Below are 19,223 nucleotides of genomic sequence, written 5' to 3' on the forward strand. Positions count from 1 at the left end.
CTCATTTATTGGTAGTAGCCGGGGCCGCGCAGGTGCGCGTGTGCCGGGCTGACCCAGTCGGCGGCCGGGGCCGGCGTGCTCTGGTCGCGGTTGTTTTTCAGGATGGCGTTCACGTGCCGGTACTGGCAGGCGCCCAATTGCAGGGCCAGCATGCAGGCCGCCTCCAGCCGCACTTTTCCGTAGCGCTTGGCCAGCGACAGCAGCCCCAGGCAGGAGCGGTAGCCGTGCTCGGGATGCTTGTTTTCGGCCATCAGCCGCGTCACCGCCTCCGCCGTCGCCGGGCCGATCCCGGCGCCCCAGTGGATCAGCCGCTGTGGCGTCCACTCCATGTGCGCGCGGTGCGCGGCCGGCATGTGCGCGGCCACCGTCGTGAAGCCACCGACGCGGCTGTTGCGGGCGTGGCTGGCTACCCGCTGGCCCCGGTGCAGCAGCTCGACCATGGCCACCGTCACGCGCGCCTCCAGCACCTGGCCGACCAGCGCGTGCGGCACGCTGTAGCGGTGCCGTTCGACCTCGACGTGGTAGTCGATGTGGACCTTGACGGTCTTGAAGTGCGCCATCTCGTAGCGCTGCAGCGGTAGCGCCTGCAGGGCCGGCGCGTCGATGGCGGCGAAGGTGCTGGCCCGGCTGCCGGGCAGCTTCTGGAACGGCTTGTCGTTGAGCCGCGTCAGCAGCGGCGCGATGGCGTGGTTCACCTCGTGCACGCTGGCGAACTGCTGGTGGCGCAGGCGCGCCATGATCCAGCGCTCGACGATTTGCACCGCCGATTCAGCCTTTGCCTTGTCCTGCGGATGGTAGGGCCGCGCCGGCAGGATCGAGGTGCCGTAGTGGCGCGCGAAGTCGAGCACCGTGTCGTTGCTGCGCGGCTCGTAGCGGTTCGCGTCCGAGATCAGCGCGCGCGGATTGTCGGGCACGATCAGCTGCGGCACGCCGCCGAAGAAGCCCAGGGCGCGGGCCGTCGACTCGAGCCAGTCCGTCATCGTTTCGCGCGGCGTGGCGCAGGCGTAGGTGTAGCTGGAGGCGCCTAGTGCCGCCACGAACACGTGGGCGCGGGTGCCGTCGGTGAGACCGATGGTAGGGCCGGCGTAATCGATGAACAGCTTCTCGCCGGCCCGGTGCACCTGGCGCATCGAGCGCTTCAACTGCTGGGCGAAGCGGCGGTAGTTCTCACAGAACTGCGTGTAGCCGTAGGTCTGCTCGCCGGCGTGGTCGGCGCGGTGTTCCTCCCACAGCAGCATCAACGTCATGCCCTTGCGCCGCAGCTCCTGGTGCAGGCGGCCGTAGTCCGGCTGCACGTGGTCACGCGGGCGTTCCGGCGCCACCAGCAGGCGCCGCTCCAGCGCCGTTTCATCGACGTCCCGTACCTGCGGCCAGTCCAGGCCTGCAGCGGCGGCCAGCCCGACGTACTTGGTGACGACGCCCTTCGAGATGCCCAACGCGGCGGCAATCTGTTGATGTGACAGCTGGGCTTCCAGCTTCAAACGTAATACGTCTTTGATCTTACGCATAGTGATCCTTGGTGCGGGCACACGGTCTCCAGAAAAATCTGGCAGCGTACCCGTTCGGTTTTCAAATGCGTAACACCACTACTGCTGCACACGTTGCCGGTCCGGTATCGTGACCGGTCATTCCGGCATCGTGACCGCTGATTCCGGTATCGTGACCGCCGATTCCGGTGGCGGCCAAAATCGGTCACGATAGACCGGAATGGGCGGTCACGATGGACCGGAATGACCGGTCACGATAGACCGGAATCAGCGGTCACGTTGGTCCGAAATACCCAGCTCACCGTTGGAGGCGCTCGATGAACAACCCCCAGTAGTACTCCGAAGCGCCCTGCTCCGACAATTGGGCATTCTGCTGCCCGCCATGAGACTGCATACCCATCGCTTTGAAATACATCGACTGAGTATCGGACTCGACGGAAATAAACTCGTTTGACGTGTTCGCGGATGCGTTCGCATTGTAAGAAAAGGATAGCGAAGGAGACCGACCGCCAAGGCCACCGATACGCACTGAGCACTCAGCCACCGACTTACCTTCCCTGTACGCCACGGCCGAGAAACGCTGCGCATCTAACCGCTGAAAGCGCACTTGGATACCTTGGTTGCGAGTGGCCAGTTCCTCTAGGGACCCATCGAAAAACTTAGCCATGTAGTCGAACGAGTCGTGCAAGAACTTATCGCGGTCGTAGTCCGTAAACTCCTTCTTTAATCGAAGATTGCTTGACCTTGGCCGTTCCTGCTCCAGGTGCATGCCGCCGACATCGGCCTGAGAGGCTTGGCCCAACTGAGTTGCGGGCTGAGCCATACCCCACCCGGATTTCGCATAGCCAGCCGCAGGCTGTGCTACTGGCTGGCTGCGCCCCAGGTCTTCAATAGCCTTACGAATCTGACGCGCGACATCGGTCCAGGCTTCCGCCTGATTCGGCCATGTGGTGACAGCCTTCCCGTCTTTTGGAACGGCGAGCAACTTGCCGAACGGAGCGGTATGCCAATCACATGGCTCAAGAATCACTGGAATTACGCGCGCAGTGCCGTCATCGTGTCGTTCGAGAGCTCGCTTCATTTCAATCGAATAGCAATACCTTTGAAGCGATGAAGTCCGCGCTAACAAGCAGCAGGATGACGTCGGCACTCTTCAGGTTTTCGTCAATCGCTACATCCACGTTGGAGCCGGCAATAATGCCCCGGTCATGCCAAGTTGAAATCTCCCCTTGGTTTTTCAGTAGGGAAAGATGTACTTCGAGGCGGTCGCGCAATGCCTCGTCGGCATGGCAATAGGAAAAAAAGAGTTTTGCCATATCGCAATTTTCCTTGTGTCGAGTTGAGATGTTCATTATCGCAGGCAATGACGACGTTGGGGCACGCCCTCTTCGGTTCTGCGAAACGAACCTTCCTATCCGCGCAAGGTGCGGTAATCGATTTGGTGAATGCCCTTACGGGTTGTTGTCTGTTCACCGAAGGATGCATTAATCCTCGTCCGCGACAGCGTCAATGGCGTCGTCTTGGTCTCCCCGCTCAACTGGTTCAGCGTGGCTGTATACCGCGCTGAGAAGCCGTCCTGTATTAGGGGCATCTAAGCCTTGCTGACGAGGCGTGTCGACAATGAAGGGGAACCGCGACCCGCTACCGTATTTTGCGTTGGTCTCCAACATTGCCATGTGCATAGTCAAGTGGACGCGTGGGCCTGAGCTACCTGCGCCATCGCTTGCCTCGCTCCGATTTTAACGGAAGCGATTTCTGTCTTGTCGATGGAGAGACGGTCAGCGCAAGCCTTCACCGAAGCCCGAGCACATGGACACATTTTAAATTTCAGTGGCGTCGAGACCTACCATGGGGTCCGCTTAGCGCTATACGGAGAGCGAGCAATTCTCTCCGCATTTTTTTTCTCCGAGCGTTACCTGCATGTCGACCTCCCAACACCCTCAAAGGAGGTACAACTTGAGCAATATTAATTCCAATAAATCAGGTAGTTACGGAATTCGCAGGTATTTCACTCCGTCGTCTATAACTGCATCGCAGACGCCGAAAAGGAAGAGGATGAGGACATTAGGAAGGTCTATGTCACCACTTACCTACAAAAAGCTTTTGGACGAGCAGTCCGGCCAAGTCGCATTGAAGCTAGTCAATGAGCAAACCGCCGCTAACCGCGCGACTGCGCTTCGGCTCTTCTTGGCGGCCAACGCTCTAAACATCGATGATGTAATCGGCGACGAGATGCGCTTCCGGCATCCGGAGGCGATGGAAATCTTCATCAACAAGCTTCAATCAGACGGCCGGTCAAGCAGGTCGATATCCAACACTCGAGCAGCATTTCGGCCATGGAAGGAAACCGTGATTGACCACGACACGGCTCAAGCAATAGCCGCTGAGAAGTGCACTCCATTTATGGAAGCTCTTAAAAGTGCTATGGCCAACAATCCTGTAAAACGAGTGGCTAAGCAAGCAGGGGTACCGCCAGACATGCTTCGAGGTTGGTTATTGGGCAAGCAACCACGTCCATCCAGCGAGAGATACCTATCACGAGTTGAAATTTTCTTCGGTCTCGAGCGGTCCTGCCTTATCTCGTTAGCTGGTATCAAGCCCTGCGGATACAGGGCTCAGCTAGGAGGGCCTGCAGCGCCAAATCCATACAACGAAACCGTTCAACAATTAGCGACGTTGCAATACTGCGTTAAGCCAGGCCCAACTTCTCAACTGCGGAAGCAGTGGCGAGAATTTATGAGCTATAAGACTTCAAACACTACAGACTTGGAACGCACGATGCGAGGAAAATGGAGTATTTCGCCTTGTCCGATGCTGCCGCAGACCGATGCAACGTGGTGGGCATTCATTGAAGGGAAAGAGGTAGCCTCGGCTCGTTTTTCATGGCATAAAGTCTCATCGTTTTTGGGCTGGCTAGCACTTGGCCGGGCACAAGGAGGCAAAGGCCTTCCCTTGGAATCGGTGGAAACTCTGGCGTGGCTGGCGGTACCAGGTTTCGTTGAAGAGTATCTTGACTGGTGCATGCAACGCATCGGCGAAAGAAATAGAGGGGCCACGCAATTCTTAGCATTGATTGCTTCGTTGGTACGACCGAGGTTTGGATACCTTACTCAATCGCCAGAACTAAAAGAAACCTTGCCTGCAGAGTTCAAAACGCAGGATTGGCAAAAACTATGCGAACGTCAGTTTCGGCTAACTGAAAAATTAGTCGCGGCCTACCAAGGTGAAGTGGATGTATCGCGCGACTCATTCGCACCTATTCGGGAAATCATCCACCTTCCTCAGCCAATGGACGCGATTGTAGACATGATTCGGCGGATGCGGGCAGACCGCCCTATCTCTGCCGCACCTTCAATACAGGCCATTTGGGCCCGCGACCTTGCCCTAATAAAATTGCTAGTCTCGAATCCGCTGCGGGTTAGGAATGTTGCACATCTAACCTGGAGGCCAGACAACACCGGCGACCTTTACCAACGCTCGGACAAGTCATGGTGGATTCGTATTGCCAAACGGAAGTTCAAGAATCGTAAAGGCGCCGCCGGCGATAGCGTTTACGATTGCGAGGTGCAGGAGTCTGCCTGGCAAGATATCGAGCGCTACATATTTAAGCACAGGCCCATTCTTATGAAGTTCCCTACCGACTTCGTTTTTTTGACGCGTATTGAGAAAGGAACCAATGCACATCATCCATGGAACGGACTGAGTCCAAAGGTTTATGCACTAACGACAAAATATGTCCCGCGTTGCAATGGATTTAGGGGGCACGCAATTCGGCACATCGTTGCTACATCAATCTTGAAGGCGCCGGGAGGGACTCATAAAGTCGCCGCGCGCGTGCTTAACGACCGTGTCGCAACTGTCGAACAGCACTACGACGGACTAACAAGTAATGATGGAGCACACGAAATGGGCCGATTGTTGAGTGCTCAATTCAGCCGAATGTGAGCCCCAACATCGCCGGTGGCGCCACGAACTGTCAGCCAGCTAATTCCAGCGCTGTTAGTTCGCTTGGCGCCATTCCCCTCCCCACTCCTCGTCTAAAATATTCACCAACTCTGCCGCCACGGGCGACCTGCCCCCAAGCCATTCTGCGAACGGCTTCGGCAGGACAATGCCTTGGTACTCAATACGCCCCACGAATTTTAGAATTCGTGTCGGGTCGTAACCATCTCCATAGTCGCGCTCGCTTCCAACGGGTAGGAAGTACCTCTTATCCTGCTCACTTGGCAGCGTACGCCCAGTGTAGAACTGGCCCAATCCTGGCGGCCATTGTTCATCCAACTGCGCGTCGCGTAGTTGGTCCTCTAAAGTGTGACGGAAACTATGGTTACCATAGCCTGCACCAAAGTCCAGTATGTCCCGCACAAAGGGAACGAAACGCTGTTCATATGCACGGCCCCACTTCGGCTTTTTACTAGACCGCTCTGGCAGCGATGATGGGAAAAGCGGTGCCCCTGGTCCACAATTAGAGATTGCAGACTGCACGAACGCGACGAATCCCAATTTAATGAGTTGGGGATGAACCGGAATTGTTCGCTTGGTAGCCTCATTTTTTAACGACCGCTTAGGGAGTGAAACCTCTTTTCGCTCTTCATCATCGTCATCGGAATCATCAACTTGTAGGGTTAGAAGCGGGCAATGACCCAAAACGATATCACTTACTTTGAGCTGAAGCGCCTCCCGTATTCGAAAGCCATGATACAAACCAAGCAGCGGCACCCAATAACGAGCGCCCAAATCCCATTTCATGCGTTCGCGCCAATTGGTCGCAGAAGGGTCATACCACGTAGACGCAAAGATGATATTTAACTGGTCCAGAGAGTACCGCTTACGGGGTTTTCGCCGCTTCTTCTCCGCCGCTGCAGAAATCACCGGCATCATCTGGAGTTCAGCTGCAGGATTTTTTTGACATAAACCTCTTGATTGGGCTAGCGAAAAAGCCACTCGCAATCCGGAAATCACCTTACCCTCGTAGTCCATGCTCCATGGCTTCACCACATCATTGAGACGATGTTCTAAGAACAAATAAATGTCGTTGCTAGATACCTCGTCCAACGGTTTGTCTTTACAAAACTGAACAAGTTTTTCCCACCACGATATGTTTGTACCTTGGGTCTTCGTTCCTACGATTGAAAGTCGTTCTGCATAAAGGCTGGTCACATCAGACAAGCAAGGTTTCTTCTCTTTACGATGGATAGGCACACCGGTGCGCTCCCACACGGCAGGAAGAGGCTGAACATCAGGCAAGGTAGCATCCGCGAACTCGCCGCGCTGCCGAGATAACAAGACAGTGCACGCCTGCTGGACAGCCCGCAAGAACTCATAAGTCAGCGCCTGCATGTCATTCCCCGTGCGGTCCTCAAGCCGGTAGCCTCTGAACTCGGCCAGCTGCTCAACGACCTGGAAGAACGCTGAAACGTCCCCGCTCGTAACCGCGTTCCTAGCCGACTCAAGTACAAGTTGAACTTGGCCAGTAAAGGGACTAATTTCCTCGGAGTTCATCCATCGCTCGCCATGCGAGCGTGCGTTTGATTCCAAGCTGAGGCCCGCCAAAAAATGCAGCGACAGCTGTGCTGCTAGCTCTGGCCTGCCCGCATCAAGGGGCTTGAGTCTTTTCGACCGAGGTTTGTCCAGATATGCTTGTATCGCATCGTCTGCAGTCAGTTCACTTTGCTGCGCGAGCCTAAGACGAGCAAAAAGTTGCGTGGTTTCAGCTTCCAGAACCGCAGCTTTAACCTTTGCAGCAGCAAATTGGGGACCCAGCGCTCTTTTGACTACAGTCTTACCAACGGCCTTCCGAAGGTTCGTTAGGTACCGTTTTTAGGTAGATATAGCCATGAGGCGTGTGGCGAACGTTTTGGGGCATAGTTGCGTCCTTGTTGGACGTCGCTCCCCGCATCGGATTTGTACCAGTCATTTGTACCAGTGGTTTGCAAAAAACCCTAGATAATAAGCGAAATCAATCACTTATAACAGACTGGCGGAAGCGGTGTAATGCGAATAACAAGCTTTCATGCGGCCTGCATACAAGTGTTCTAACACCATACCTACATCCATGCCTACACGCCAGGCCTCCACCTCACAGGCAGCCGTCCAGCACCGCCTCCAGCTCACCCTCGTGCCTATGTAGCATAACTAATTTATGCGCATGAAACTGTTGCAAACTACTTTTATGCGCATATAATAGGACACATGGAAGGCAGATCGCCATCCGGCCGCACCTCGGGGAATCAGGGGTTGGAGAAATAAATGAACGCAACCGTAACCGTCGCCGGCCATGTCGTCGACTTTGATGCAGCCGTCAATCTGATGGATGATGAGATCCGCGAAGAGCTGCACAGCACGATCACACCTTGCGCCGATCAGGAATTCATCGACGCCTACGTTGCAGCTCACGCCACCAAGTTCGACGGCGAAGAGTTCGTGGCCAACTGATAGGGCGGCCATGACTCATGTGAATCGTGGCCGCCTTGCCGTCGACACCAACGGCAACTGGCGCCTCTATACAATCACCATCCCCGCTAATTCCACGGCCCTGGGCACAATCACGCGCGACGAGTCAGATACCGGCGCCTTGGTGCGCATCGAAGCCACCGGCGCCTATGTCCAAGTCAATGCTGGAGTCATCCGCAGCCTGGATGGGCGTAAGGTATCGGCCGCGCTGGGTGTCGCCGGCCGCCCGGCCGAGATGGTCGGTGGTAAGGCCGTCAACATCTACCTCGACCCAGCAAGCCGGGCCATCGCCGAGCAGTTGGGCGACGGTAGTGTGAGCAAGGGCATTCGCGTAGCGCTGGCGCGCGCCGCGGTGAGCGCCTAGATCAGCTCCGCCTCGGCGCCGCGCCGCAGCACCAGGCCGCGCAGTACCCGGCCGCCGCCGCGATTCCAGCGGCGCAGCTCGGCCGGCACATCCTCCCACCGGCCGGCATTTATGCGCCGGCGCAGCGTGCTGCCACTCAGCTTGGGCCCACCCAGGTTGTAGCAGAAGTCGATGATGGCCGCCAGGCGCTGCGGCGAGTCGATCTGTGGGCACAGCTTGCGCACGGCCGGCAGGTAGGTGCGCTGGATGGATTGCGCCAGCATGCGCTCGGCCAGCGCGCGCGTGATCGGCGGGTCGGTCAGTAGCACGGCTCGGCCATCGAGGTAGCGCGTCGAGCCGAAGCCGATGGTGGGCACGCCGGCCGGGCACAGGTAGGGTGACAGGTAGAGCCATCGAAGCGCCTGCACAGCGCGACGGCGATCGCCATGGCCAGGGCCGCACCGTCAGCTGGCATCGGCGGCGCAGCGGCGCGCGGCGGGTCAGCGGACGGCGGCGCGGCCACTGCCGGCGCCGGACCGGCGGCCGGCCTCCGCACCCAGGCCAGCGCGCGGGCAAGAACGTCGGGCGCCGCCATCATTTCCCTCGCTTGAACAGCGCGCGGTCGGCCAGGTAGATGCCCAGCGCGGCGGCGCACACATTCCAGCCGTTCTCGTCGAGCACCCACCATTTGAGATAGTGGCCACTGATCATGGCAACCGACCAGGTGGCAACGGCGGGCCGGATGATGCCGTTCCACAGGTCGACCAGCCAGATGCCGGTGGCCGACGTGGTGCCTTTCACAGCCGCCATCCAGCCGTCGGCCTCGATGCGGTCGACGTCAGCCTCGGCCTGCACTCGGATGGTCTGCACGCCCAGGCCGGCCTGCACCCGGATAGCCTCCAGGTTGCGCGCGTGAGCGGCCGCGTCCTGCTCGCCCTGCAGGCGCATGCGCTCGATCTCGAAGGAGTGATCCTGCCGAGCAGTGATCCAGCTGGATAGCTCGCCCCAGATGGTGCGGAAGATCGAGCCGCCGAGGAACGACAGTAATGCCGAGAAAATCATGATTTACCTCCGATAGAGCAGAACGTCAGGCCACGCGGCCCGGCGCAGACCAGGGCGGCGATGCCCCAGTGCAGCGCCAAGTCGGGGCAAGTGGGGTGGCCGCCGGCCAGGCCGGCCAAGAGCACGGCGGCCGCGCCGATGGTCAGCAGCAGCCAGGTGGCGCGGATCGGCAGCGCCGTGCCCGGGCACATGTGGTTGATGGCGCGCACGCCGCCGCCCAGCACGATGGCGGCCGCCAGCAGGTTGAGGATCTGCATCACTCACCTCCTTTCCGGCGCAGCCAAGCGAGCGCCGTCGGAATGATGACCTGGGCGCCCAGGCCCAGGCCGGCGGCCGAAGCGAGCCGCATGCCGTCGCCAGCCTGGGCCGCGAACGGGAAATAATTGGCGATGCCGAGCGCGATCAGCGGCGCGAAGTAGCCGGCGAGCAGCGACGAGCCGGCCACGCTGCCGGCGATGCGCACCAGGGTCATGGCCGGCAGGTAGGACAGCGACACGAGGCCGCCGGCCAGGCCGGCCAGCAGCGCGTCGTACTGCACGCCGAGGATGGACCCGGTGAGGGTGATGGTGCTGGCCGCGATTGCGATGCCGGCAGTGGTGCTTGCGGGTTCTGCCATAAGTGCCTTTTCAATAAAATGCCCGCACTAAGCGGGCTGGATTGGCGATTCTTGCGGCGTCACTGGCAGTGGATCTTCCGGCAGCTCTAGCGGAGGGTCCGCCACAGGTGGGCCATCCCGCCAGGCCCACGATCCCCAGCCGAACACCGCCCCCCACTCTGCGATCAGATAGTTCATATAGCATTCCTGCGCCATGGCCGCCGTAGTAAACCAGTTGCCGTCCAGGTCAAAGATATCCGCGTTGGCGCGGGGCTCATCGCCAGCACACGTGTTTTCTGCCATTTCACCCTCCCTCAATACTCAACCATCACCAAGCCGGCCTGCGTGCCCTTGCACACAACTACTCCAGTGCTGTGATCCGATGCTACCCCGCCAGATCCTCCGCCGAACTGACCTCCAATGGCGTTGCCAACACCTCCGCCAGTGAGGGAGCCACAACCACCCGATCCGGCGAATGTGCCCCCACCGAACACTGGCGGGGTGCTTGTGGGGAACCCAGCGCTGCCAGCGCCAGCGTAAGCGCTGTAGCCGTGCTCTGTGTTGCCAGGAGGACCGCCTGCTGTTGCGTTCATCAGGGTTGCGAAAAAATTTCTTACCGTGTCTAGAGCACTACCGCCCACAACCCCGTCCCAATTTTGGCTGCCGGCGCCATTGCCTGTAGTTACGTCAGGGCTAGCCCCGCCGAAGCCCCCGCCGCCGGAGGCGACGGAGCCACTCGATGCGGTAGCGTGCCCGCTCCTCCCACCAACCCCTGCACCTCCGGTAACCGCCGCGTACGACGAACTGGTAGAGGGCGTGGCATCCCCCGAACTGTAGCCAACTCCAGAGACGCCCACCGCCCCGCCTCCACTAGCCCCGACTCCACCGCCAGTACCTAGGACCGACCCGCTTCCGCCTCCCTGCACGTTGATATCGCCGCCCGTAGCAATGCCACCATCAGAGCCCGCAAGGGGCGCGGATGTTAGACTAGCCGCGCCACCATACCCGCCGTTGGCCGTCAGCGCAGAAATGCCCACGCCGAAGAAAGTAGAGGCTGACCCGGCGGCTCCTTGGATCGCCACGGGATGTGTCGCCGATGATGCATCTGGCGCCCCTGCCGCCTGGACGTAGCTGTAAGACTGGCCGGCCACAAGGAAGCGCATGCCGACGCAGAAGCCGGCACCGGCACCTCCGGTGGCACGATTCGCTCCAGCTGATGACAAGGACATCCCGCCGCGCCCGCCGGATCCGGTCAGCGTGATGCGGTGCCAACCGGTGCGGCGCGCCACAAATGATCCAGTGCCCTTCATCACCACGGTATTTTGGAACGCGCCGTACAGGCCGGCCATAGCCGTGCCGTCGCCCTTGTTGATGGTCACGCGGAATTTCGTCGTGGTCTCCGCGTATACGTCGATCTCGTCGCCGGGCGCGCAGGTGAATGACTGGCCGCTTAGCACTCCCTTGACAACCAGGTTGGCGCCGGCGGCCAGGGGAAAGGCGCCGCCGGCCAAGATGCGGCGGCGCGCGCCAGCCTGGGGCGCGGCGGCGAAGCCGGTAATCGCCACGGGGCCAGTGATGACCACGTAATTCCCGGAGCCGCTCCAGATATCGGGCGCCGAGGCGCTGGCGACATCTGCCGCCCTGGCATCGTTGAGCGCACCAGTCAGGTTGCCGCCGGCAACGCCACCGGTCGCGCCCGTGGCGCCGCGCTGGCCCACCACTGAGATGATCCACGAGGTGATGGTGCCACTGCCCTCGTAGCTGGTCACGGTGGCGACCAGGGAAGTACCCGAGTAGCTGGCCGCCGTGCCGTACATAGCGTTGGCCGGGTTTGCCGCGTCGACCATTTTGAGGTTGACGTTGGTGGAAAACTGCTTGCCGGCCTGCGTGGCAAAGGTGCGCGATCCGGTACCGACCACGTTGCTGGTCGCGCTGGTCGCGGTCAAGCCCGTGGCGCTGGCGGCGCTGGCCGCGGCACTGGCTGCGGCCGACGCAGAACTGGCGGCGGAGGCAGTGGCGCTCGTAGCCGATGCGGATGCGCTATTTGCCGAGGCGGCGGCACTTCCGGATGCGGCGGTGGCACTCGCCGCCGCTGCGGTGGCGCTACCGGCGGCATCAATTGCATTGGCATACACATTGACGCCCAATGCATTCATCTGCGTCCCGAATGGGCGTTGCGCGGCAACAAAGGCGTCGGCCGCGTTATCGAAATTGTCCGGATCGTCAATGCTGGGCCCTACTGGAAGGACGTCAGCCGGCACTGGTGCAGTTACGCTCATATTACATTTCCTCTACTTGTAGTGTGATGACGCCGTAGCTGAAGTCCCTCAGGTTCAGGCTGAATTCCTTGTGCGGCCCGTAGACGAAGACCGCGTCGAAGTAGTCGAGCGTGAAATCGTCGAGGCCGGACCATACGGCCGGGCGCCCATTCAGGAGCTCGCGCACGGCACGAATTTGGGCGGTGTATTTCTTGTCGAACCAGATCTGCAGGTCGACCTTGGGAACGGAGCGCTTGGGGGAGAGTTCCAGATTCCCGAAGGTGTCCCGGTCGATCGTCGAGAAATTCAAGTGATCGTCGCTGGCATCGACCTGGGCCTCTCCGATGTAGATGGCGTTGCCGATAATGATTCCACCGACGCCACGCTGGCCGGTCGGCTTGCTCGCCGTCACGGTGATGGTCGAATTCCGATATGGCGGGAGGTCGAAGAACTGAACCGAGGTGCGGCTGGTGAATGGAGCCAAGTAGTATTGGCTCCACGAAAAGCTCTTACGCTTGCTCAAATTGACCGTCACCGAATACTTTTGCACCCCGCCAACCGTTTGCGTGATGGTGATGGTCCTGGCATCGATCCCGATGACGGCGATGGTGGAAGCGCGGTCAACCAGGGTGATCGACTGGACGATGTCGACCGGAGCAACCACCTGCGTGTTGCGCAGCTGGTCGAAGGCGGCATATTTGTTGGTTGTGCCTACTTTTCGCCACGCGGTCCCGGTTGCCAGAGGCTGGCCGGTGTTGCTGGCCAGCTGAGACTCGTAGACAAGATGGTTGACCGCATCGATCACGTTATCGTTCAGGGCATAGGTGTGCGCCGGGTCGTAGACCATGTACGTGGCACCGATGTTCAGCCACCACGAGGGGCTACTCGCCGGTGTATGCCCTAGGTTGCCGGCCGCGAGCGACTTCCATACCGTGATGACGCCGCCTACGATTCCGGTACTTGCCGTGGAGCCGGCAGCGTAGGTGGTGCCGCCGGCATACGCGGCCGGCGGCGTCTCCACCACCGAGCTTGCGGTGAGCATGGTGTCGGTGATGGTGATTGGTGGGGTTACCCTCATGCTGCCACCGCCTTTGTCATCAAATAGTCATTGCCTTGGGTGGCGCGAAGAAGCACGTTGGCGGATTTCTTGGTGTTTTCCGCCGTGGCCAAGGTTGGTGCTTGGAGCTTGGCCACCTCGTCGCGCAGCGCCCTAACCTCGGCAAGCAATGCCGAGTTGTCGCCAGCGGGGCTGCTTAAGCGGCGCAATAACTCGCGGTTGTCGGCCGCCGGGATGATCCGCTCGTCCTCATGCACCAGCGCCGGCATGGTTTTCGGCACGCGGTTTGTCCCTACGGCGAACGGGTGCAATTTTTTGTACTCGTCGCTCGTCAGGAACCCGGCGCGGATCTGCTCCATCGTCTGGCCGGCGGCCAGCGCGCGCTCCCACGAGTCCACGCCGGCAGCCTCGCCGTTCCGCCCAAGCAGGGTGCGGTACAGCTCCTGGATGCGCGCCTCGTTCGAGCCCTTGATCGCGGCGGTGACATCGACGCCCTGCCCGGCCTGGCCGGTCCAGTGGTCGATGGCGCCGGCCTCGGGGGTACGGCCCAGGTACTGCTGATAGGCCGACGTGACGACCGACGGTGCTGCAGCGATTGGATTGGCCATGGCCGCCGAGATCGATGCGGCCAAAGCGGCCAACGCGGTAGGGATGGTCAGCACCGAGGTGTTGATGCCGCTGAGCGCGTCGACCTGCGCCTTCCCCACGCCGAGGATGTCGTCCAGCCGCTTAACCTCGGCGTCAAAGGCATCCTGGGTGATCTTTTTCTGGTCCTCGAGCACGGCAAGCGTCCGCTGCTCGCCGGTCAGTTGCTTGTCTGTCAGGGTTGACAGCGAGGCCAGCGCGTTCATGGTCCGGTATTGGTCGCGCTGGAAATCGGCCTGGGTTCCAAACAGCCCCGAGGCGTCCTTGCCGACAGTGGCCAAGGCCTGCTTCAGCGACTCGGCGGTCGGCAGCGGACCGCCTGCCTTTGCGATAGCAATGGCGCTCTCAATCTGCGCTTGGGCTGCGCGGCGCTCTGCGGCCTGGTCGCCCGCTGGGCGCACTTGGTCCAGCGAGGTATGCAGGAGATCCGACAATCCCTTGATCTTGCCGATGGCTACAGCCTCGGCGTCGATCCGGGCTTGGATGGCGGCCATTTCGGCCTGGTGCGCCGCCGCCTTCACCGTCTTCTCGCCGCTGACGGCATCCTGCAGTCGCGTCAAGGCGTTTCCCGCCGCCCCAACGAGCTTCTCGGCCGCAGCCCTCTCGTCGTTGAGCGCGTTGATGCGGCGCTGCAGGGCGGCGTCGGTCGCGGTCATGGCGGCCAGCTCGACCAGGCGTTGGCGCGCCAGCGCCTCGGCGGCCGTGTGGGTCAGGTCGTAGATCTGGCCATCCAGGCCGGCCGTGGCCTTGGCCGCTTCCTGCGCCCTGGCGATTGCCGCAGCGGTGGCGTCGGCCGCCGTGGCGAAGTCGCCCGAGACCTTCATCAGCGCGGCATAGCGTTTGGCGTCCGCCTCGGACGACAGGTCCAGCCCCATCACCAGGGCCTTGAACTGGTCCTTGGTGGTGATGCTGGCCAGGCCCAGCGCCGACATCTGCTCGGTCACCTGCTTGACCAGCACCTTGTTGCGCTCCTCGTCGGTCAGGTAGGTCTGCGCATAGGCCGCAGCCTGCTGCGAGAAGGTCGCCATGCCTCCAGACAGCTGAATCAGTTGCGCGCGCGCCGCCTCCGAGGCGAGGCCCGTGGCGCCGAAGGCCTTGGACACGTCCTTGCCCAGCAGCTGCGCCACCTGGCTGGTGATGTTGAATTCTGCGGTGACGCGGGCCAGGGCTGCGCTGGTCGTCTCGGTCGGCAGCTTGAGCGCGGCGATTTCCTGCAGCGTGACCTTTGCGCCGAAGACGGTTTCACCGGACTCCTTGAGCGCGGCGCGGAACGACAGCAGCGCGGCAGCCTCGGTGGCCAGCTCCTGCGATGTGCCGGCGAAGCCGACCTCCAACTTCGACAGGCCGGGCTCGATCCCCTCCAAAATGTTGGTGATGCGATCGGCGAAGACCTTGTCCAGCTCTCCGTTTGCGTTGGGGTTGGTACCCTCGGCGCCGGTATTGGCCGTGTAGGTCTTTCCGGTCAAGTAGGAGGTGACCGAGGCCTTTTCGGTTGCGGTCATGAAGGAGGCCAGGGCGTCGTCGGTTTGTCCGACCGTTTTCAGGAACGATTGCACCGCATCCTGGTTGGGGTCCATCCAGAAGGTCGAGCGCACGCCGAAGGTGCCCAGCGCCGACGTCGATCCGTTGCCGATGTAGGGCGCGGCCCAGCTCTCGCCGCGTTCGTTGTTGTTGATGTTGCCGACCGCGTTGTTGCTGGCGAACTGCAGGCGGGTGTGCTCCTCCGGCCCATCCTGCATGCCGCCGACAATCGCCATGGCGGCCAGCGCGGCCCAGCCCCACACCGGGATCGCCGCCAGCGCCGCCGTGGCACCCGCTGCGATGCTGGTCCCACCGATTGCGGCGGAGGCGGCGCCGCCGGCCGCAATCGTCCCGGCGCCGGCGGCCAGGCCACCAACGGCACCGTACTTCTCGCCGTAGGTGTATGCCGCCAGCCCGCCGCCTGCGCCGGCCAGGTACGGCGCCGCCGCGCTGGTATAGCTGCCGAGCTGCGCCGACGTCGTCATCGGTGCGCCTAGCGCTTGCGACGCGGCAGCGGCCGAGCCGCTGTAGCCGCTGGCGAACTGCCCAAGGTAGCTCGACGAGGACGAGAGGGCACCAAGGCTGGAGAGGGTCGACATTGAGCCCATACCCCCCTGCCCGCCGCCGATGGCACTGGCGGCGGTCTGGGCGATCCCGGTGTAGCCCGACACCTCGGCGCCGATGTTAAAGATCCACCGCTTGACCGTCATCTGGTACAGCATGTCGAGCAGGCCGTTTTTTAGCGTGTCGCGTAGGCGATCAAACGCCGACTTGCCGCTGTCGAAGATCGAGACGAAGGTATCGTGCGCGGTCTGGTCGATGGAATCCCACAGCTTTTTCTGCCGCTCGAAGTCCTCTGTTCTCAGGATGCCGGCCGCACGTGCTTCTGCGAGAGCACGGATCTCGACCGCACTCGCACGCATCGTCTCGGCTTCTTGCTGTCGAGCACTATCGTTCCCGATAATGGCCGCTTGATTCTCCAACCGGGTTGCCGATTCTTCGGCCAGCGCCAGATTGAACGCATTGACCTGCTGTTTACTCGCTCCGATCAGAGAATTCGAATCCTTCTGCGCCTTAACCTGGGCAACAAGGGTTTGTAATTCGGCATCACGCTTACCGGCCAGAGCATCTAAATTTGCAGCTGCCAGTCGGCTATCCTTGACGTCCAGAAGATAGATGTCATCTTTCAGTTTCGCTTTTCGACTTAGCGATTTTGATTCCACATCGTCGATGGCGCCACGGATAGCTGCTTGATCCTTTTCGCTATTCTGCTTCCCCTTTGTCAGGGCCAGCTGCTCCTGCAGTCGGGATTTTTCCCGCGCCAATGCAGCTTGGTCGTCCGCTTCGACCTGTTCTGCATAGCTGATCTGCGCGGCGAGACTGGTAGCAGTTCCTGCAGCATGGATCGCGGCAAGGGATGAAGCAGTCCGCTTTGCAACCTCTTCTTCGATCACCCCGCGCCGCTTGATCGCCTCAATCTGAGAGTCGATACTATCGTTGAAAATATCGGAGTATTTTTTCTTTACTTCGAGTACCCGCGTATTGATTTCGGTATCGGATGCACCAGCTGCCAGACCTTGCTCGCGCGCCTTCGCAACGTCGCGCTCCATCTGGACGCGCCGGGAAAGGTACTGCTCCCCCTCCTTCTGCCAGGTGATGCTGTCCTCGTCGAGTTTGGCGCGCGCACCCTCGATAACTGCGAGCCGAGCATTGGCATCGATCTGCTTGAGCAGCGACTGTTCTTCGGCCTGATTCTTCTTCAGCGACATCCGGTCTTCGGAGTTACCCCCGACGGATGCATCAAATGCCTTCTGCCCCTTGGCGATGCGCGAGCGCACCTTCTCCAGCTTCTGCTCGAGAGTGTCCTCGCGGCCGACGTCGAGCATCGCGTCCCAGGCGCCCTTGGCCACGCCGGTGATGCCGCGCCATGCCTTCTCGACGGTGCCGAGGTTCGCGGTCATCTTCGATGCGCGCGACTCCAGCGCATCGGCGAACGCCGTCTGCGCCGTAGCGCCGGCCTCCTCGGTCTTGCCCTGGTCCTGCAGCGCCTTGATCTGTGCATACACCGAAGCGGTAAGGTAGTGGTACTGCTCGTTCAGCTTCTCGCTGGCCTGCAGCGGCGCTTCGCCCAGCTGGGCGAACGAGGCGGTGGTGTCGTCGATGCTGACGCCGATTTCCTTCTGCGCGCGCACGGAGGCGGCGCCGAAGCGCTTGAGGTTGTCGACGCTGATGTTGCCCGCGCCGGCAAGGGCGGTGAGCGCCTGCGCAGCATCACCCTGCACGCCGGTGATCTTAGCGATCTCCTTCGCCATTCCCGCGAGCTGGTCCGAGGTGGTGCCGGCGACGTTCCCGGTCAGGATCAGCGCACGGTTATAGGCGTCCGTCTCCTGGCTGCCGAGGTAGTACGCTGCGCCCAAGGCAGCGGCGGCAGCGCCGGCCAGCGTCAATGGATTGACCAGGCTGGCGACATAGGTGGCGAGGCCGCGCGCGGCGGCGCCAGCGCTGCCGAAGGTGTCGCGCAGCTGGCCGCCCTGCTGCAGGAAGACCGTCAGCGGGTTTTGCCCGCCCTGGATCGAGGTGATGATGTCGGTGAACTGGGCCGGGACGCCGCGTAGCGCGTTCGCCGTCTGCGCGGCCGACGTGCCGAGGCTGTCCACCGACGGCACCGTTTCCTGGATAGACTGGGCGGCGGCCGCCTGTGCGGCCTCGATGGCGCGCAGCTGCTCCAGGTAGGGCGCCAGCACGGACGGATCGACGCCGCGCTGGCGCGCCAGCACCTCGTAATACTGGGAGCTGGAGCGGCTTCCGGCCTCCATGGACGCGGTTGTGCGCTGGATGGAGCCGATCAGGTTGCGCTGCGCGGATTCGACCGTGCGTGCCGACCGGTCCGCGCCAGAGCCGATGTCGGAAACCGCTTGCTCGGCTTGACCACCCGAGCGGGCGACGCTTTCCGCCATCGTGGTGGCCTGCTGGCTGATCTCGTTGAAGCCCTCGCGCGTCTGGGTCGTATTGACCTCGGCGACGAGCTGAATGCGGCGCTCTTCCGTCATGCGTCCTCCTTTTTGTTCATTTCCGACAGTGCGGCGTGCTCCAGCGTGCGGAGGTCGTCCTCCCACTCGTCGTACTCGCCGGGTGTCAGACCCATGCGGTCGAGCTTGCGGAAGGCGCAGGTGTAGTTCATGCCGGTGGCGCCGCCGGGGCCGACGGTCCACTGGGTTTGCTGTTCGCAGAACAGCGCGTAGACGGGCCAGTTATCCGGCCAGACTTCGATGGCGCGCGCGTGGTGGGCGGCGGCGATGCTGGCGAGGAACGGGCTGGTTTCCTTCTTGTCGGCCCGCTCGTAGAACGCCGCCGCCGCCGCCCTTAGTTTCCCAGGCGGCCTTCGGTCATCGCGGTGCGGTACGACTGGATGATGGTCGTCGCGGCCAGCGGCAGTTCGTCGACCAGCTGCTCGACGGCCTCGCGGTCGAACGGAACGTCCAGGTTCCAGCCCTCGACCACGTCCATGATGTAGTCGGCCTGGCGGGTCGCGTTCTTCTCGTTGGTGGTCGACTCGCTGGCGCCCAGGTTCGGCGCCGGCTCCACGCCCTCGGCGATGACGGCCTTTGCCGCGGCGATTTCGGCCTCGCCGTCGGCCTTGATGACGTCGAGCATGCCGTCGACGAAGGCGGCGAATTCCTTGCGCGAGCGGTACTTATAGGTGATCTTCATGGTTCCGACGGTGCCGTCGAGCATGGGGAAGGACAGTTCCTTCGTGAACGATTTGGGCGGTTTGCCGAGGATGATTTTTGCCATGGTGTTC

The 19,223-nt window shown here is 61.4% G+C and carries 17 protein-coding genes; 3 read left to right on the top strand and 14 right to left on the bottom strand.

What is annotated here, in order from left to right:
• Positions 1–5: 5 nt before the first annotated feature.
• The 3 genes from istA to QC826_RS19975 all read right to left on the bottom strand — a co-directional run bounded on the left by istA (position 6) and on the right by QC826_RS19975 (position 2,803).
• Complete coding sequence (gene istA, locus QC826_RS19965) at positions 6–1,529, bottom strand: IS21 family transposase (RefSeq protein ID WP_279762124.1); 1,524 nt, start codon at positions 1,527–1,529, stop codon at positions 6–8.
• Positions 1,530–1,785: 256 nt separating this feature from the next.
• A complete protein-coding gene (locus QC826_RS19970) occupies positions 1,786–2,568 on the bottom strand; it encodes a hypothetical protein (protein ID WP_279762125.1) in 783 nt (260 codons plus the stop codon).
• A gap of 1 nt (position 2,569) precedes the next feature.
• A complete protein-coding gene (locus tag QC826_RS19975; RefSeq protein ID WP_279762126.1) occupies positions 2,570–2,803 on the bottom strand; it encodes a toll/interleukin-1 receptor domain-containing protein in 234 nt (77 codons plus the stop codon).
• Between the two features lie 760 nt (positions 2,804–3,563).
• On the opposite strand from QC826_RS19975, the gene QC826_RS19980 reads away from it, so the two are divergent.
• Entirely contained in the window at positions 3,564–5,432 is a 1,869-nt protein-coding gene (locus QC826_RS19980; protein ID WP_279762127.1) for a hypothetical protein, read from the top strand.
• Positions 5,433–5,486: 54 nt separating this feature from the next.
• Here the strand turns inward: QC826_RS19980 and QC826_RS19985 are convergent, their stop codons facing one another.
• Positions 5,487–6,989 carry a hypothetical protein gene (locus QC826_RS19985; RefSeq protein WP_279762128.1) on the bottom strand — a complete coding sequence of 501 codons (1,503 nt, stop codon included), beginning with the start codon at positions 6,987–6,989 and terminating at the stop codon, positions 5,487–5,489.
• Between the two features lie 747 nt (positions 6,990–7,736).
• Here QC826_RS19985 and QC826_RS19990 point away from each other — a divergent pair.
• The gene (locus QC826_RS19990) at positions 7,737–7,922 is read left to right on the top strand and encodes a hypothetical protein (protein ID WP_279762129.1); all 186 of its coding nucleotides are present in this window, start codon (positions 7,737–7,739) and stop codon (positions 7,920–7,922) included.
• Between the two features lie 10 nt (positions 7,923–7,932).
• Complete coding sequence (locus QC826_RS19995; RefSeq protein ID WP_279762130.1) at positions 7,933–8,304, top strand: hypothetical protein; 372 nt, start codon at positions 7,933–7,935, stop codon at positions 8,302–8,304.
• On the opposite strand, the gene QC826_RS20000 is transcribed toward QC826_RS19995, so the two are convergent.
• From QC826_RS20000 to QC826_RS20045, 10 genes are all read right to left on the bottom strand, one after another.
• Positions 8,301–8,711: a lysozyme gene (locus tag QC826_RS20000; protein WP_279762131.1), complete on the bottom strand. Its 411-nt coding sequence runs from the start codon at positions 8,709–8,711 to the stop codon at positions 8,301–8,303. The two genes, QC826_RS19995 and QC826_RS20000, sit on opposite strands and share 4 nt — an antisense overlap.
• 166 nt (positions 8,712–8,877) lie before the next feature.
• Positions 8,878–9,345, bottom strand: coding sequence for a hypothetical protein (locus tag QC826_RS20005; protein ID WP_279762132.1), 468 nt, complete (start codon positions 9,343–9,345; stop codon positions 8,878–8,880).
• Complete coding sequence (locus QC826_RS20010; RefSeq protein ID WP_279762133.1) at positions 9,342–9,602, bottom strand: hypothetical protein; 261 nt, start codon at positions 9,600–9,602, stop codon at positions 9,342–9,344. The genes QC826_RS20005 and QC826_RS20010 overlap by 4 nt, the downstream gene beginning before the upstream one ends.
• On the bottom strand, positions 9,602–9,961 hold the full coding sequence (locus QC826_RS20015) for a restriction endonuclease (protein ID WP_279762134.1): 360 nt from the start codon (positions 9,959–9,961) through the stop codon (positions 9,602–9,604). Before QC826_RS20015 ends, QC826_RS20010 begins: the two co-directional genes overlap by 1 nt.
• Positions 9,962–9,988: 27 nt before the next feature.
• Complete coding sequence (locus QC826_RS20020) at positions 9,989–10,243, bottom strand: hypothetical protein (protein WP_279762135.1); 255 nt, start codon at positions 10,241–10,243, stop codon at positions 9,989–9,991.
• An 11-nt stretch (positions 10,244–10,254) separates the two neighbouring features.
• Entirely contained in the window at positions 10,255–12,219 is a 1,965-nt protein-coding gene (locus QC826_RS20025) for a hypothetical protein (protein WP_279762136.1), read from the bottom strand.
• A gap of 1 nt (position 12,220) precedes the next feature.
• A complete protein-coding gene (locus tag QC826_RS20030; RefSeq protein WP_279762137.1) occupies positions 12,221–13,276 on the bottom strand; it encodes a hypothetical protein in 1,056 nt (351 codons plus the stop codon).
• The gene (locus QC826_RS20035; protein WP_279762138.1) at positions 13,273–18,471 is read right to left on the bottom strand and encodes a phage tail length tape measure family protein; all 5,199 of its coding nucleotides are present in this window, start codon (positions 18,469–18,471) and stop codon (positions 13,273–13,275) included. Before QC826_RS20035 ends, QC826_RS20030 begins: the two co-directional genes overlap by 4 nt.
• Positions 18,468–18,719 carry a DUF1799 domain-containing protein gene (locus tag QC826_RS20040; protein WP_313872886.1) on the bottom strand — a complete coding sequence of 84 codons (252 nt, stop codon included), beginning with the start codon at positions 18,717–18,719 and terminating at the stop codon, positions 18,468–18,470. Before QC826_RS20040 ends, QC826_RS20035 begins: the two co-directional genes overlap by 4 nt.
• A gap of 65 nt (positions 18,720–18,784) precedes the next feature.
• Complete coding sequence (locus QC826_RS20045; RefSeq protein ID WP_279762139.1) at positions 18,785–19,216, bottom strand: phage tail assembly chaperone; 432 nt, start codon at positions 19,214–19,216, stop codon at positions 18,785–18,787.
• Positions 19,217–19,223: the final 7 nt, after the last annotated feature.

The organism is Rugamonas sp. DEMB1, assembly GCF_029834475.1.
Lineage (GTDB): Bacteria > Pseudomonadota > Gammaproteobacteria > Burkholderiales > Burkholderiaceae_D > Rugamonas > Rugamonas rubra.